Consider the following 18,132-nt stretch of genomic DNA (forward strand, 5'->3'; position numbering starts at 1 on the left):
GCGCTGCAGCCCCGGCATCTGCTTGAAATCGGCTGTGGCGGCGGCTTGTTGCTGTATCGCTATGCCAGTCACTGCGACAGCGTCTATGGGATGGATATTTCTGCCGTAGCTCTGGCTGGTTTGCAGCAGGAGCTCGATCAACGAGGTTGGGATCATGTGAAGCTGCAGGTGGGAGATGCTTTGCAGCTGGAACAACTGGCTGGCCGGGAGTTCGATACGATAGTGATCAATTCGGTGACTCAGTACTTCCCGAATCAGCTGTATCTAGAGCAGGTTATTGCCAGGTTGTTACCCTGTCTGGCTGATGGCGGCCGCATTTTTATCGGCGATGTTCGCAATCTGGATTTATTGCATGCCCATCTTGCTGCAGCCGAGCAAAGCCACCTGAATCAGAGCTGTCCGCTGAAAACGGTCGCCGCCAGAGTGCAAAGACGGCTCCAGCAGGAACCCGAACTGCTGATCAGCCCGTCGTTCTTTGCGCAGCTGCCGACACGCTTCGCTGCCCTGCCAACAGTGGATATTCTGGTTAAACGCGGGGTCGGTGACAATGAGCTGCTGCGATATCGCTATGACGTGATCCTGCGCAAGCATTCGGCGCAGCTGCGCCAACCGGCTGAATTGGCCTGGTCGGAGTTTTGCGGTTTCGATCAGCTTGAAACCAAGTTACAGGCCACCGCAACCGGCAGTTTCGGCATTTATGGCGTACCCAACAGCCGGATCGAGGCTGATCTGGCTCTGGCGACCGGTCTGGTGCAATGGGCGGCAGAGCATTTGGTCTATCCGTTGGCGCAGCCGGGGTCGCTTAGCGTTGCGGCCAATGCGCAGTTGCAAAGGCTTGAGCAGCTGTTGACCTATGCCGGACAGCAGGGTTTCCGCGCCGGCATGACCTGGTCGCAGGAACAGCCAGGGATGTTGGACCTGATCTTCAGCCGAGAGCAGGACAGGGCAATACTCGCCAGAACGGCCTATACCCGCGGCAGGTTGACCAATTTCCCGCAAATGGCCAGGGTTGCTCAACAGCTTGGCGGCGAACTCAGGCAATCCATTCGGACTATGTTGCCTGATTACATGACACCAGTGTTGTATATCGCTATGGAACAGCTGCCGTCGACGCCCAGTGGAAAAGTAGATAAAAAAGCGTTGCCGAAGCCGGAAGACAACGATTTGCAGCGCAGTGCCTATGTGGCGCCTCGCAATGAAACCGAACAGACATTGTGTACGCTGTGGCAGTCCTTATTGAATCTTGAAAAGATCGGTGTCGACGATGACTTTTTCGCTCTTGGCGGCCATTCACTGCTGGCGACTCGGCTTATCAGCGCTATCCGTCAGCAGTTTGCCACCGAATTACCGCTCAGAACTTTGTTCGAGAACCCAACCATTGCCCAGCTTGCCGTCAGCCTGACCCAGCATAGCGAGGTCTTTGTACTGCCTGAAGTTCGTAGGGCAGACCGCAGCGGTCCGTTGCCGCTGTCCTTTGCCCAGCAAAGGTTGTGGTTTATTGACCAGTTGGGTCAGGGCAGTGCCCAATACAATATGCCGGGCAGTCAACTGATCCGGGGGCATTTCGACGATCAGGCATTTGAGCTGGCTGTGCGGACTTTGTTGGAGCGCCACGAAGTGTTGCGGACGCATTTTGTCGCAGTCAATGGCGAGCCGCAGCAAGTGATTAAAAGCGACTTCCAGCCGGATTATTGCAAAGTCGACTTGACTGCATTGGATGCGGCTGCGCAAATTGCCGCAACCAATCGTTACGTCGCAGAACAGGCCGACAAGGCATTTGATCTCAGCTGCGATCTGATGTTCAGAGTAAAGGTGCTGCAGCTGGCTGCCGATCTGCATCTGGTACTGTACACCACACACCATATAGCCGGCGATGGCTGGTCGGTTGGCATTATGCGCAATGAGTTGAGCAGCCTGTACGCTGCCTATCGCGAGGGGCGGGCCAATCCGCTGGAGCCGCTCAAGGTGCAATATGCCGATTATGCCCAGTGGCAGCGGGACTGGTTGCAAGGCGAAGTATTGGCTGGTGCTATGGCCTACTGGCGCCGCCAGTTGGCGGACCTGCCTATTTTGCATAGCCTGCCGCTCGACAAACCGCGGCCGGTCGTCCCTGCTCATGATGGACTGGTTTATCGGCAAGTACTGGACAGCGCCTTGACCAGCCGTCTGAAGCTATTATGCCGCCAGCAGGAAGTGACCCCTTTCATGCTGTTGCAAAGTGCGTTTGCGTTGCTGCTCGGCCGTTACAGCGACAGTGATGACATCGTGATAGGGACTCCTATCGCCGGGCGAACCCATGTCGATATAGAACCGTTGATCGGTTTTTTTATCAACACCTTAGTATTGCGGACTCGCTTGGTAGCGGAACAGTCTTTTGCCGAATTGCTGCAAGCCAATAAAAAAGTCATTTTGGATGCGTATGCCCACCAGCATATTCCTTTTGAAAGCCTGGTCGATCAACTGTTGCCAGAACGGGATATGAGCCATAACCCGCTGACTCAAATCCTGTTTGCCGTGCAGAATATGGAACGCGGCTTTCTTGATCTGTCGGAGCAACAGCGGGACGCTATTGCAGCCACCGATGCTAGTCGCGAGGTTCGGCGCAGCAATATCAGATTTGATTTGGAAGTGAATGTGCATGAACTTGCCGACGTAATGACGGTGAGCTGGGGTTTCGATGCCGCCTTGTTTGAGCTGTCGAGCATAGCGCAGCTGGCGGCATCCTATCAGCAACTGCTGCTCAGCATCGCGGACAGCATGCAAAGGGGGTTGTGCGGCACTGCGCCAGTCGATGCCGGTCAATATCGCTATTACAACTATCTTGAACAGCGGTTGGCGCGGCCGGCACAGCCTAACGATATCCTGCTGTGCCGAGCCTATACGCTGAACGCCCAGGTTAATGCCGAACTGATGTTGCAGGCGATGCAGCAGGTTGCCGAGCGGCATCAACTGCAAAGCCGCAGCGCTGGGCAGGTGCCGGCTGTTGTCACGCTAACGGCGTCGGACGAACTGCATGAGCTGATTGCCGCCCACCAAAGTGCGGCTGCCGATCCGGCCCGATGCGAGCCTTTGTTGTTATGCCGCAATCTTGCCGACAACCGATATATTCTGCTGCTGACATTGGGTGAGCACAGTGCCGATAGCACCAGCTTTACTATCCTGGTGCGTGACATCGACCGACTCTACTGTGCATTACAAGCCGGCAGGTTGTCGCCGCTGCCGGACTTATCGCAGCAATATCTGCATTGCCGGCAACAGCAGCTCAACCCTGAATTGAATGAAACTGCCGTTGAAAAGCTGCGCAGCCAGTTCAATGGCATGCCGCCGCTGCTGCGACTGCCTCTGACTGCCGCTCGCAGCGAACCGGCGCTGGTTCGGGCGGCTGCTGTCGAGACAGTCATTGAACGCGCTTTATATATCCGCCTGCAGGCTCTTAGCCAGCAACTCGGCAGTTCGGTCGAGCTGGTGCTGGTATCTGCTTTTGCTGTGCTGCTTGGTCGTTATGGCCAGACGGACGACTTGTGTATCGGCATGGAAGTTGATGACCGGGTCCGGTTCCGCACTGGCCAACTGCTGGGTAATTTTAAACGTTATGTGCCGCTGCGCTGCAAAGTATCGGCTCAGCTGCAGTTTGCCCAGTTGGTCAGCCAGAACAGAGACCGGCTGCAAAGTGCGCTCAATCTTGGCATGTTGCCATTGGAAAGGCTGCTGGAAGCGCTTGATGTGCCGGTCAGCAGCGCACATGCAACTTTATTCCAGGTCAGTTTTGCATTGCGTCATCAGCGAGCGGTGCCTGTGCCGTCTTCAGTTTTTGCGCTGGCTATGCTTAGCGATAATTTCAGTTGTACCAGCACGTCCGCTTGTGCCCAGGGACAGGATTTGGCATTGGTACTCGATGAATCCCTGGCCGGTACCACTGCAACGCTGAGCTATGACTCGACGCTGTTTGACGCATCAACACTCAGTCAGTTGCTGGCCCGCTTCGTCAGCCTGTTGTCGGCTGTTGTGAACTGTCAGGGCGCTCCACTGGCCGAATTGTGGCTGCCGGAAACCTGGATCAGCCGACTGCCATTGGCCGCGGTTGAATCGATGCAGCCGCCGGTATCCGTGGCGCTTTGGTCACAGCGACTCGCTGCGTTTTCAGCAGCAGAGCCTGATACTGTGGCGGTGCAAGAGATGACTTTTGCTGAACTCGAACACAAAGCCAGCCAGTTGGCAAACCGGCTTGCAGGCTGTCGTGGCCAACTGGTGGCATTGGCTTTGCCTTCTGCAGTCGAACTGGCAGTCGCTATCACTGCCGTCATCAAAGCTGGGGCTCGTCTGGTCAGACTATCCGGTACGATACCAAGCCTGCGTACAGAACAGATCCTGGCACAATCCGGCTGTCAGTGGCTGCTAGACAGTGTTGAACCGCAGCAGAGCGGCCTGCATGCCATCACCGTCGCCGGGCATGTCACTGCGGAACCGGCAGTTGAACCGGGCATCGTCTGCTATGAGCTGCTGTTTGCTGCGACCGGCCAATTGCACCTATCAGCACTCACTGAGCAACAACTGAGTGATGCGCTGGCGCAGTCGGCTGCGACAGTACCAGCGCAACTGGCGCTGCTGCTGAGTGACAGCTTTGTCGCGACGCCAAGGCAAATCCGGGATCAGCATGATATGACCGTGGCGACAGGTGCTGTTGGTCAGCTGTATTTCTGGTCCGCTTCGCACTGGGTGCGCAGCGCCAACCGCGGGCGTCGCCTGCCGACAGGCAGCATTGCGGCAGTGGTGGCCAAACCTGTTCAACGCGCGGCGCGCCAGGCAGTCTGCGACCGTCTGACATGGGCTTTGCAGCGGCACCAGGCTGTGGTGGAAGCTGTGAGCCTCGCGATACCGGGTTCTACCAGTCTGGTCAGCTATGTGGTGCTTGATGGCAAAGTGCCACTCCTGCAGGGGGACAAATGCCCTACTCAGGTATTTGTGACTGATTTGCGCCTTAACAAAGTGCTGGTGCCTTTACCAGCAGAAGTGTTGGTGGTGCCATATCTGCCGCGGCTACGCGATGGCAGTCTTGACCTGGCTGCACTGCCGCAACCGATGCAGCTTGCTGCGACAGCCGAACCTTATGTCGCACCTGCCGATGAGACTCAGATGTTGCTGTGCGCAGTCTGGCAGCAACTGCTGGACCATCAGCAGCCTGTCGGGGTCAATGATAACTTCTTTGCCCTGGGTGGACATTCATTGATAGCCACCAGGCTTACCAGTGTGATCCGCGAACATTTTGCGGTGGAACTACCGCTCAAAGTGCTGTTTGAAGCGCCGACCGTTGCTGCGTTGGCGGCTTTTATCAAAACCGCAGTGCAACAGCAGGACCATGCGTTTGTGTTGCCGTCGATAGCGCCTGCTGAACGATTCGGCGGCAATGGCGAACCAACCGAGGAGTTTGAGTTTTAAATGGTTGCTGAATTAATTACCCAACTGAAAAACGCTGGTTTTGAGCTGCACGTTGAGGCAGGCAAACTAAAAGTCCGAGCGCAGAAGGGAGCGATGTCCGCTGAAGTTTCTGAGAAAATTAAGCGGTATAAACATGAGCTTATCGAATTTCTGCAGCTGGATGATAACGCAACTGGGCCGCTGGCGTCAGCAGCGCAGTATGTGCCATGGTTGTCCTATGCCCAGCAGCGGTTGTGGTTTATCGATCAGTTGGGTCAAGGCAGTGTGCAGTACAATATTCCCGGGCGTCTTGAGCTGCATATAGCGCTGGACATTGAGGCACTGCGTAGCGCTTTGGCTACTTTGCTGCAGCGCCACGAAGTGCTGCGCACCCGGTTTGCTGAAATTGCCGGCGAGCCGCGGCAAATCATCAGTAACAGCTACGATTTGCCATTGACTGAGCACGATTTGAGCCATTTGCCGCAGGCAGAGAAACGTCTGCAGTTGCGTCAGTTGGTTAAAGCGGAGGCGATGACGCCTTTTGATCTGAGTGCGGATCTGATGCTGCGGCTGCGGCTGATTCGGCTGGAACAAGCGCATTACCTGCTGTTATATACTCAGCACCACATCGCCAGCGACGGCTGGTCAATGAACATTCTGCAAAAAGAACTGACCGAACTGTATCACGCTTATGCGCAGGGTAAGTCAAACCCGTTGCCGCCATTGCCGATCCAGTACGCTGACTACGCTAAGTGGCAGTTGGAATGGCTGCAGGGCGACGTGCTGCAACAGCAACTTGACTATTGGCAGCGGCAATTGGCCGATTTGCCAAAGGTTCACCAACTGACGACCGACTACGTCAGGCCACTGCAGCAGTCCTTTGAGGCAGGGCGCTACCGCCAGCAACTAAGCCGCGACTTGTCGGCAGCCATCAGACAGTTGTGTATATCCCACGAAGTGACGTTGTTTATGTTTCTGCAAACGGCTTATGCACTGTTGATAGCCAGGTTCAGTAACAGCAACGATGTAGTGGTGGGGACGCCTATTGCCGGCCGCACTCACAAAGATGTGGAAGGGCTGCTGGGCTTTTTTGTCAATTCGTTGGTGCTGCGGACCCGTTTGCCGCAGGAGTCGGATTTTGGCGCTTTGCTGGCGGCCAACAAGCACATGATTCTGGACGCTTATCAGCATCAGCACGTGCCTTTTGAAATGTTGGTTGAAAAGCTGTGTCCTGAACGGGATTTGGCATATAACCCACTGTTTCAACTGCTGTTTGTGGTGCAGAATAATGAACAGGGGTTGTGGGACAAACCATCGCGCAGCGAAATGGGGCCGCAGAGCGATGAGTTGAGCGACAGCTTTGCGACGACCAGGTTTGATCTGGAACTGCATGCCTATGAAACCGCGGGCCAGCTGTCATTTAAGTGGGTGCGCAATGTCGCACTGTTCTCGGCCGGGTCGTTGCAAAGGCTGGCCAGTGCTTTTGAATTGTTGCTGCAGTCGATAGTCACTGCGTTGCAGCATCCGGCAACGGCCGGCACCAGAGTGTCCGGCCTGGCTTTGCTTGATGACGGTGAAATCGCCAATTTGCAGCATCACTGGCAGGCGACGACGCAGCCATTTTTGCAGCATAGCTGTGTCCATCAGCTTTTCAGCCAGCAGGCAGCCAGCACTCCGGCTCAGGTAGCAGTGCGCTTTGGCGAGCGGACTTTTAGTTATGCCGAACTCGAAACCACGGCCAACAAGCTAGCGCATGCGCTTGTTGCCCAAGGCGTCAGGCCGGGCGATTTTGTCGCTCTGGCAGTCGAACGAACTGAATGGATGCTGGTAGCTGTGCTGGCGGTCTTAAAGGCGGGAGCAGCTTATCTGCCGTTGGACCCCGACTATCCGCCGGCCAGAATACAGCAACTGCTGGCGGATTCTGCTGCGGTTGTGTTGCTGAAACAGACCGGTCATTTGAACAATGTGACTTTTGCCCAACCGGTGCTGCTGCTGGAGCAAGCCATCGCCGAAGCGGCTTGGCCCACCACGACAGTGAGCCAGGGCGTCGGGCTCAGTGCAGATTATCCGGCTTATGTTATCTATACCTCGGGTTCGACTGGTCAGCCCAAAGGGGTCGTCGTCAGCCATCGCAATCTGATGAACTATCTATGCCACGGCTTGGGCTACCTGCCGACGCATTTGGCCGGTTCGGTCGTGTCAACTGCGTTGGTGTTTGATGCCACTGTTTGCTCGTTATGGTTGCCGCTGATAAGCGGTAAGACCGTCGAGTTGCTGCCGCAAGATGGCAGCATGATTGAAAAACTGGTCGATTTTCTGCTGGACGACGACGAGGCGATGTTATTCAAACTGACGCCGTCTCATCTGGTCGCTGCATTGCATTCGGCCATGCTGACGGTCAATGAGCAGGCTCGCCATGTTCTGGTTGTCGGTGGGGAACAGCTGAGCGGTGCTTTGCTGAGCAAATGGACCAGCTATTTCCCACATTGCACTGTGATCAATGAATATGGCCCCACTGAAGCAACTGTTGGTTGCAGCACTTATCGTTATTTGGCCGCAACTGCCGATGCCGAACCGCCGGCTGCAATAGCAACCGGCAGTGTTCCTATTGGCCGACCCATCCAGAATATGCAGCTTTATGTGCTCAGCGATACGCTGGATCTGCTTCCTATTGGCACGCCTGGTGAATTGTACATTGCCGGTGCCGGCGTGACCGATGGTTATGTTGGCCGTGCTGCGGCCACGGCCGAACGTTTCGTACCCAATCCGTTTGCCCGCCAGCCGAGTGAACGGATGTACCGAAGCGGTGATTGGGTTCGGTGGCGGCCGGATGGCGAGCTGGAGTTTTTGCGTCGGATTGATGAGCAACTGAAAGTACGAGGTTATCGGATTGAGCCTGCGGAAATTGCGGCCACTTTGAGCGCTTCGACCTTGATCAGCAATGCCATAGTCGACCTCCACCAGATGGCCGAGCAATCGCCACAACTGGTGGCTTATGTGTCGCCATCCCAGCAGTGGCTTGTCCAACTGGCGGATAACCATAACCAGGACAATATTTCGCAATGGACCGGTGTCTTTGATGACACCTACAGCGATCCGACCACAGGCTACCTGGCCGATCTGAACTATGCAGGTTGGAGCAGCAGCTATACCGGTCAGACGATTGCAGCTGATCAGATGGATGAGTGGCTTGCTGAAACCTTGAAAGTGATCAAGGCACTAAACCCTGGCAATCTGCTGGAGATCGGTTGCGGCACCGGGCTGCTGTTGCTGCGCTATGGCGCCAATTGCCAGCGTGTACACGCAGTGGATATTTCCGCAGCTGCGCTGATGAATGTCAAAACAGAGCTGCAACGCCGTAATTGGCAGCATGTACAACTGCTCAAAGGCGATGCGTTGTGCATCGCCCATTTACCGTCGGCCCTTACATTCGACACTGTCGTCTGCAATTCGGTGGCCCAGTATTTCCCCAATGTGCGCTATTTTGAGCAGATGTTGGAGTTGGCGCTGGCAAGGCTCGATACAGGTGGTCGGATCCTGCTGGGGGATATCCGCAACCTCGATCTGTTTGCGGCTCATGTGACGGCAGTCGAGTATGGCAGGCTCAGCAGCGCAATCCAGCTGCAGACACTGGCTCGGCGTGTACAGCGAAGGATGCAGCAGGAGCAGGAGCTGTTACTGAGTCCAGGTTATTTTGCCTGCCTGCAGCAGCGATTTTCCGGGCTTGGCCGCGTTGATATTCTGGTCAAACGAGGCGTCGCTGAGCATGAGATGATTCGTTATCGCTATGAAGTTGTCCTGACCAAAGGCCAACCTGCAGCCGAGGTTGCGTTCAGTTGGTTTGATTTTGCCGGTCTGCAGCAAATGCGCGCGTTAGTGGAAGCGACCGCTGAAAGAGTCTTTGGCATCAGTGGCATAGACAATCCTAGGATCAGTGCCGATCTGGCTTTGCATACTCAACTGACCGAACTGAGCAGCAATTTGCACCTGCAGCCGCCGGACAATCCCGGCAGCTTCAGTGCGGCGGCGATGGCGCAAGCGACTGAACTTGAATTGCTGCTGCAGCATGCCGAGCAGTTGGGTTATCGGGTTGCTTTAACCTGGTCGCAGCAGGCTCCGGGCCAATTGGATGCGATTTTCAGTAAAGACACGATGCCTCAGGTACAGGCCCGTCATCGCTATCAAAACGGCTATCTGGCCAATCATCCGTTGCTCGGCAATGTGGCAGGGGTTTACACGGAACAGCTGAAAAGCTGGTTGGGGACCAGGCTGCCAGCTTACATGCTGCCTGATGTGTTTGTGGTGCTCGAGCGTATGCCATTGACTATCAACGGCAAAATAGATCGCAAAGCATTGCCGGTGCCGGATGAGCAGGACTTGCAAAAAGCCAGCTATGTGGCGCCGACCGACCAAACGCAGCAGCAGCTGTGCGAGCTATGGCAACAGGTGCTTGGCCTGCGCCAGGTTGGTATTCATGACAACTTTTTTGCGCTGGGCGGACATTCATTGCTGGCTATCCGCCTGATCAGCCGGATCCGGGCCGAATTTGCCACTGAAATTCAGCTGAAAATGCTGTTCGAAGCTCCGACGGTGGCAGAGTTGGCGGAGCAAATCCGCCACCGGCAGGATGAGGTGGTGCTACCTGCGATTGTGCGAGTAGATCGCGCTATGCCGCTGTTGCTGTCTTATGCCCAGCAGCGGTTATGGTTTATCGATCAACTGGGCGAAGGCAGCACCGAATACAATATGCGTGGCAAGCTGTCGCTGGAAGGGGATTTGGATCTGGCCGCGCTGCAAAAGGCGCTGTCGGCAATGCTCGAACGCCATGAGGTGCTGCGTACTTGTTTTGTTAGCGAAGATGGCGAACCACGGCAGGTGATCCTGACGGATTATCCGTTACCGCTGCGTTGCTATGACTTGTCCGGACTTAACGAGCAAGCCCAGCAGCAGGAGCTGGCAAACCACAGGCGACAGGAAGCCGGCACTGCTTTTGATTTGCGTCGTGACCTGATGGTGCGACTGCGTCTGTTGCAGTTCAGCAGCTGCCGCCACATCTTGTTGTATACCATCCATCATATAGCCGGTGACGGCTGGTCGATTGAAATATTCCAGCAGGAACTTGCGCTGATGTATCGGGCTTTTGCTGCAGGCGAGGCTGATCCGCTGGCACCGCTGCAGATCCAATATGCCGATTATGCCGCCTGGCAGCGCCAGTGGCTGCAGGGAGAATTGCTGGCACAGCAGTTGGCATTCTGGCAGCAGCAATTGGCAGGGTTGCCGCAAGTGCATAGCTTACCGCTTGACAAACCGCGGCCACCGCGCCAAAGCACCGTAGGCAGAGGCTTGCACCATGTGCTGGATGGCAGGCTTGGCAAAGCGTTGAAAACTATATGTCAAAGCCGGGATCTGACGTTGTTTATGCTGCTGCAAACGGCGTATGCGGTACTGTTGTGGCGCTATAGCAACAGCGATGACATCGTGATGGGCTCGCCGGTTTCAGGTCGTAGCCATCACGACATCGAAGGTTTGGTGGGCTTTTTCGTTAATACATTGGTGCTGCGCAACCAGGTTTCCGCTGAACAACGGTTCAGCGAGCTGCTGGCACAGAACAAACAGCAGATCCTGGCAGCCTACGCTCACCAGCATGTGCCGTTCGAGATGCTGGTAGATGAGTTGGTACAACAGCGAGACATGAGTTACAACTCATTGTTTCAGCTTCTGTTTGATGTGCAGCCTCAATCAGGTTTTATCTTTCCCAATGCACCTGCAACCGAGAAATTTCGCTTGGTCGAGCATCTGGGCGTTCGTTTCGATTTAGCTGTGCATGTTTCGGATTATCGGGACGGCATCGCGCTACGCTGGTCATACCGCGACACTTTGTTTGAAGACGACACTATTCGGCGTATGGCGCAGAATTTCGAGGTACTGCTTGACAGCATCGTCACAGTGTTGCAGGACAACAGCGGCCAACCGGAGCCTGCACTGTACCAGTTGAACTGTATTGATATCGCCGAGCGCGCCACTTTGCTGACAAAGTGGAATGACACTGCGCGCGAAGCGCCGCATCGCTGCGTCCATCAACTGTTCGAAGAGCAGGTTGAACGCACGCCGACTGCCGTTGCAGTGATTTTCGCCGAGCAGCGGCTCAGCTACCGTCAACTCAACGAGCAGGCCAATGCTCTGGCTCATCAGCTGCGCGATTTGGGCGTTGGAGCTGATGTGTTGGTTGCGCTCTGTGTTGAGCGTAGCATTGACCTGATGATTGCGCTGTTGGCCATTCTGAAGGCCGGCGGTGCCTATCTGCCGGTTGATGCCAGCTATCCGCTGGCTCGTATCGAATATATGCTCAACGACAGCGGTGCCGGTGTGGTCGTGACTCAGCGCAGCCTACAGAAACGATTGCCGCTGGCAGGGCGCACCTTGCTGTTGCTGGATGCAACCGACTTAGGTTCTGCGCGGCCCAGACAAAGTTCGCCGCCCGAAAACCCGGCTTTAACACCGGATAACTTGGCTTATGTCATTTATACTTCGGGCTCTACCGGCCACCCCAAAGGCGTAATGGTCAGCCATCGCAATGTGGCTAATTTCCTGTCGGCGGTCAAAGAGCGTTTTCTACTGGATGCTGTAGTCGGTTCTATTGTCAGCTCGCCTGTTGCTTTTGATGCCACTGTCCAATCCTTGTATCTGCCGCTGCTGCATGGACTTTATGTTGAACTGCTGCCGGAACAGGATGATCTGATTGCCAATCTAGCCGACTATCTAGTGGATGATGAAGTCCGTCTGCTGTTTAAAATCACGCCTGCCCATTTAAAGGGATTGGCCCAGTCTGGGTTGGTCAGCCCGCATACCGGTGCCAACCATGTTCTGGTGGTCGCTGGCGAACAATTGACGGCTGATGTGTTGGCGGTATGGCGGCAGGAATTATTGCCCAATGCGGTCTTTATTAACGAATATGGTCCGACCGAATGCACGGTCGGCAGTTGCATCTTAGACACCCGCGACTGGCGGGCACCTGATGCCATCAGCGTGCCGATAGGGCAGCCGTTGGCCAACTATCGCTTTTATGTGCTGGATCCGCAGATGGCATTATTGCCGGCAGGCGCGGTCGGAGAATTGTATATCGGCGGAGCCGGCGTTGCCCGTGGTTATCTGGGACGGCAGGATTTAACGGCCGACCGTTTCGTGCCGGACTGTTTTAGCAGCGAATCTGCTGCCAGATTGTACCGTACAGGCGACTTGGTACGCTGGTTGCCGCAAGGCAATATCGAATTTCTCGGCCGGATAGACCATCAATTGAAGCTGCGCGGTTATCGGATTGAACCGGGAGAAATCGAAACTCAACTGAAACAGGCTGCAGCAGTTCACGATGCCGTCGCGGTGACCCGCCAGTTAGCTGATGATGTCAGCTTGGTGGCCTATGTCGTCGCCAAACCGGCCGAAGCGGCATTGGCATCACAGCTTAAAACGATGCTGCAGGGCCAATTGCCGGCCTTTATGGTGCCTGCTGTGATAGTGATACTTGCCGAATTGCCGCTGACACCCAACGGCAAGGTAGATCGACAGGCGCTGCCGGCACCGGATGCACAACACAATCCGGCAGATGGTTATGTAGCGCCGCGCAGCGCGCTGGAGGCCACTGTGGCCGGGATTTGGCAAACAGTGCTGGGGCTCGCGCAAGTCGGCATCCATGACAATTTCTTTGCGTTGGGCGGCCACTCTTTGCTGGCCACCCGGCTGATTAGTCGGATCCGGCAGGTCTTTGCTGTTGAGTTGCACCTGCGTGAATTATTCGAGGCGCCGACCGTGGCTGAGTTGGCGGCCCAACTGTCGTTTGCTGACGGCCGTTTTGTGCTACCGGCCATTATGCCGGTGGCAGCCGGGCTGGCGCCGTTGTCTTATGCGCAGCAGCGGCTGTGGTTTATCGATCAGTTGGCGGGCGGCGGTTCGATTCAATACAACATGCCAGGCCGCTATCTGCTCAACGGCCATTTTGTCCCCGATGCTTTCAGGCGTGCTGTCGCGGCTATTATTGAGCGGCATCAGGTGTTGCGGACCAACATCGTTGTGGTGGACGGCGAAGCCAGGCCGCAGTTGCAGCAACAATTTGAGCTGCCGTACCGCGAACATGATGTTTCGCAGCTCGACGGCGCCCAAAAAGCCAAAGCGGTGGAGCAACTGATAGCGGAAGAAGCCTGTACCGCTTTTGATTTAGCGGTTGATCTGATGCTCCGCACTAGAGTGGTGCGACTGCGGGACAAGCAGCACCTGATTCTGTTTACCTTGCATCATATTGCCAGTGATGGCTGGTCGATGGGGATTTTCAGCCGTGAACTGACGACGCTTTATGCCGCTTTTGCCGAATGCGCGGTCGACCCGCGGCCTGCGTTGAAAGTGCAGTACGCTGATTACGCTCACTGGCAGCGCCACTGGTTGCAGGGGCCAGTGCTCAGGCAGCAGCTGAATTACTGGCAGGAACGTTTGGCCGGTTTGCCGGCTGTGCACGGCTTGCAGCTTGACAAGCCGCGCCCGGCAAGACAATCGTTCGAAGGAGGGCGCTTCCGCCAATTGTTGGATGCCGCCGCCACCGCGAGGCTTAAAGTGTTGTGCGAGCAGTACCAAGTCACACCATTTATGCTGCTGCAGAGCATTTTTGCTGTGTTGCTGGCCCGCTACAGTGGTCAGACGGACATCGTGATAGGCACGCCGGTTTCAGGCCGCAGCCACCAGGATACCGAAGACCTGATTGGCTTTTTTGTCAATACGCTGGTGCTGCGCAGCGATTTGTCCGGCAACCCGGATTTTGTTGACGTGCTGGAGCAAAATCGCCGCCATGTTCTGGATGCCTACGCCCATCAGCACCTGCCATTTGAGATGTTGGTGGAGCAGTTGAATCCTGAGCGAGCCTTAGCATTTAATCCATTGTTTCAGATACTTTTTACGGTACAGAACAACGAACAGCTATCGCTCGACTTGCAGGCGGATGGCGAGCAGGAACCCAATTTCAGACAAGTGTTGAGCAACAGGTTGAATGCAACTTTTACCCGCACCAGATTCGATTTGGAGGTGCAGGTGATTGAACTGGCTGATGGCTTGGCCATCCGTTGGATTTACAATCTGGCTTTGTTTGAGATTGACAGTATGGTAAGGCTGTCACAGAGCTTTATGCAGTTGATTCACAGCGTGATGGATTCGTTGCACCGCGATGGCGGTCGCACTGCGGTGGATACGCTGGCACTGGTGGCCGCACCGGCACCGGTTGCCGTACCGCCCGCAGCCGGTCAGTCTTTGCAGCAACTGGTTCAGTTGCCGGTTTTACCGATAGTACAGTTGCGGCCGGCCCAGTTGGTCGCGGTATGTCTGATGGAGCCGGTAAACGCCGTTTTGGCGCTTTTAAACGCCGGCTGTGGTTTCAGTTATATTCCGGCTGACGTACCGGCGCTGCGGGTCGCAGCTCTGCTGGCACAGAGCGGTTGTTGTCTGGTCGTGGTGGATGCCGACACCCGGCCTTTGCTTGAACAGGCTCAGCGTGCATTACCAACTCAGACGCTGCAGTTGCTGATGCTGCAGGATATCGGTGCTAATCTGTCGACTGCCGGGGCTGGGCTCAGTGAAGTCGCCATGCAGATTGGTGCAGACCGCTATTCGCCAGCAGCTTTGGCTGCGCTGGTGCAGGGATTTGCTGCCATAGACCCGCAGGTGGTTCAGGTGATGTTCGGCGCAACGGCGACTGTGCTGGCAGGACTGCATGAGCGGCTTGGTCCAGCCGAGCCTGTTACAGCTCCGGTCGAACCTTGTTTACGGCATGGTGTGCAATGGGCACCGCCTGGCGCTGTGGCAAATTTTGATATCGCGGGTCCGGCCTTACCGCTACACAGTGATGGTTTTTACCGGACCGGCCTGCTGGCTCGTCAGGGCGCTTCCGGCGCTTTGATATGGTGCCGGCCATCAAATGGAAATCCGCAGCGTGCGCTTTATGAATTGCAAAACAGACTGCAAAAACTGCCTGCCATCCGTCAGGTTCAAGTACTGCGGGATGCCAGCGCCGGCTTGGTGTGCTATTACGCCGGCGATCTGACCGAAGCGGTGCTGTGTCAAAGTCTGCGAGAGCAGACGCCTGTGCTGCCGCTACCGAATCTCTATGTGCATCTGGATCAACTGCCGCTGGGTACATATGGCAACGTCGACATCGCAGCATTGCCGCAACCCTGGCGCCAGCAGCAACGGCCGTTGGCGCCGCGAACGGATATCGAACGCGCGCTACTGGCAATTTGGCAACAGGTATTGGGGATAGAGCAGATAGGCGTCAAGGACAATATCTTTGCCCTCGGCTGCCATTCGTTGCTGGCGACCCGACTGGTCAGCCGTATCCGCAGCACTTTTGGTAAAGAAATTGCCCTGGCGGCTCTGTTTGAACAGCCGACTATCGCCGAGTTGGCAGATCATATTGCGGCAACGCCGGATATTGCCATGCTACCGGCCGTTCAACGGGTACCGCGAGACGCTAAACTGGCCCTTTCCTATGCGCAGCAGCGTTTGTGGTTTATTGACCGGTTGGGCCAGGGCGGAGCGGCTTATAACATGGCGGGCCGTATGACATGGCGCGGAGAGTTGATTGAACAGGCGTTCAACGCTGCCGTAACGACGATATTTGAACGTCATGAGATACTCAGGACCCTTTACCTGGAACAGGACGGTACGCCATATCAACAAATCCAGCCGGCCACGGCGGCTTTGGTCGATTTCATCGACTTGTCTGCATGGTCTGCAGCAGAGAAAACCGACGCAGTGGCGGCGCAAATACAGGCTGAAGCCCAAACGCCTTTCGATCTCAGCACAGATTTGATGCTGCGGTTTCGTGTGTTGAAACTGGAACCGCAGCAGCATCTGGTGCTGTACACCTTCCATCACATCGCGGCGGATGGTTGGTCGCGGATGCTGTTGCAAAATGAGTTGTCGGCGCTTTATCTGGCATACAGTGCCGGGCATGTGAATCCGCTGCTGGATCTGAAAGTGCAGTATGCCGATTACGCGGCGTGGCAACGGCAATGGTTGAATGGCGAATTGCTGCGGCGGGAACTTGATTACTGGCATTGTCAATTGGACCGGCTTCCCGCGATGCATGGGTTGCCGCTGGATAAACCAAGACCGGCGGTCGCCGGATTTACCGGTCGCAAAGTGCTGCTGGTCCTTGATGCGACCCGGACCGCCCAACTGAAGGCGCTGGCAACGGCACAAGAAGTCACGTTGTTTATGTTGTTGCAAAGCGCATTTGCGGTGTTGCTTGGCCGTTTCAGCAGTGAGACGGATATTGTGATGGCCACGCCGGTCGCCGGGCGCAATCATGCCGATGTGGAGCCGCTGCTTGGCTTTTTTGTCAACACGCTGGTGTTGCGCTGCAACTTGGCCAGAGCCGATCGTTTTGTTGATCTGCTGGGGCAGAATAAGGCGATGTTGCTGGCTGCTTTTGCACATCAGCATGTGCCTTTTGACATGTTGGTGGAACAGCTGAGCCCGGTTCGTCAACTGAGCCACAATCCGCTGGCACAAATCCTGTTCGCTTTGCAGAACAACGAATTGGGCGTGGCAGATCAACAGCTGCAGCTAAATCGTGAACTGGTGCGCAATCAGGCGCGTATCGAAGGGAGCCCGCACGGCATCAAGTTTGACCTGGAATTGAATGTGATGGAAGTCGCCGGCGAGCTTGCCTTTAGCTGGGGTTATGATACGCAACTATTCGAAGCGGCCGGCATCGTTCGGCTGGCCGATTCGCTGGTGCTGTTGCTGGATGCGGTGTTGCTGGACGTTGCTGCGCCGATATACAGCTTGCCGGTTCTGACTGCACAGCAGCTTGAGCAGCAGCTGCTGTGCGGCAATCTTTGTGTTGCTGCCTGCCCGGCTGCAGGGTCGATACATCAACTGGTGGAGCAGCATGCGGTCAACCAACCGGCTGCGGCGGCATTGTTATTCGAAGACGAAGCCGAACTCAGTTATGCCGAGTTGAACCGCCGGGCAAACCGACTGGCTCACCAATTGCTCGCCAGAGGCGTGGCGGCAGAACAACCGGTCGGGATTTGCATTGAACGCGGCCCGGCGATGTGGGTGGCTGTGCTGGCGGTACTGAAAGCAGGCGGTTGTTATCTGCCGCTGGATCTACAGTATCCGACTGAACGATTGCTGTTTCAACTGACCGACAGCAATTGCCGGCTGGTCGTTTGTTGTGACGGCGGCCGAGCCAGGCTGCAGGCGGATGTGCTGCCGGTATTGGCACGGCCACTGCTGCTGGTCGACTGCGACACCCGACAGCAGTTGCCTGAGCATAATCCTGCTGTGCCGGTCGTGCCGACACAACTGGCTTATCTGATCTATACCTCCGGCAGTACGGGACGGCCGAAAGGCGTTGCGGTCACGCATGGCGGTTGGGTTAACCTGGCTTGCGCCCAGGTCGAACGTTTTGCCGTTCATGCCGGCAGCCGTTGCCTACAGTTCGCCTCTATCAGTTTTGATGCGGCAGCCTTTGAAATGTCGCTGGCTTTCCAAAGCGGAGCTGCGCTCTGTCTGCTCAGCACCGCCCAGGCCAAGTCCCCACAAGCCGTGGCGGAAGTTATCAACAGGCGGCATCTGACGCATGCCACCTTGCCACCGGCGTTGTTACCTTATCTCGACCAGGACAGCTTGCGGTTGGAGACGCTGATAGTCGCAGGGGAAGCGGTATCGCAG

1 protein-coding gene and 1 pseudogene (1 of these 2 cut by a window edge) are annotated in these 18,132 nt (G+C 56.0%); both read left to right on the forward strand.

The window, feature by feature from the left end:
• A pseudogene (locus A5320_RS22480) lies at window positions 1–5,436 on the forward strand (condensation domain-containing protein); the annotation flags it as partial.
• Window positions 5,437–18,132 carry the 5' portion of a non-ribosomal peptide synthetase gene (locus tag A5320_RS19465; RefSeq protein ID WP_068069180.1) on the forward strand. 993 nt of this gene lie beyond the right edge of the window, so 12,696 of the gene's 13,689 nt are visible here — the first part of the coding sequence; its start codon is at window positions 5,437–5,439; the stop codon falls past the right edge of the window.

It is taken from the genome of Rheinheimera sp. SA_1, from assembly GCF_001669775.1.
Classification (GTDB): domain Bacteria; phylum Pseudomonadota; class Gammaproteobacteria; order Enterobacterales; family Alteromonadaceae; genus Pararheinheimera.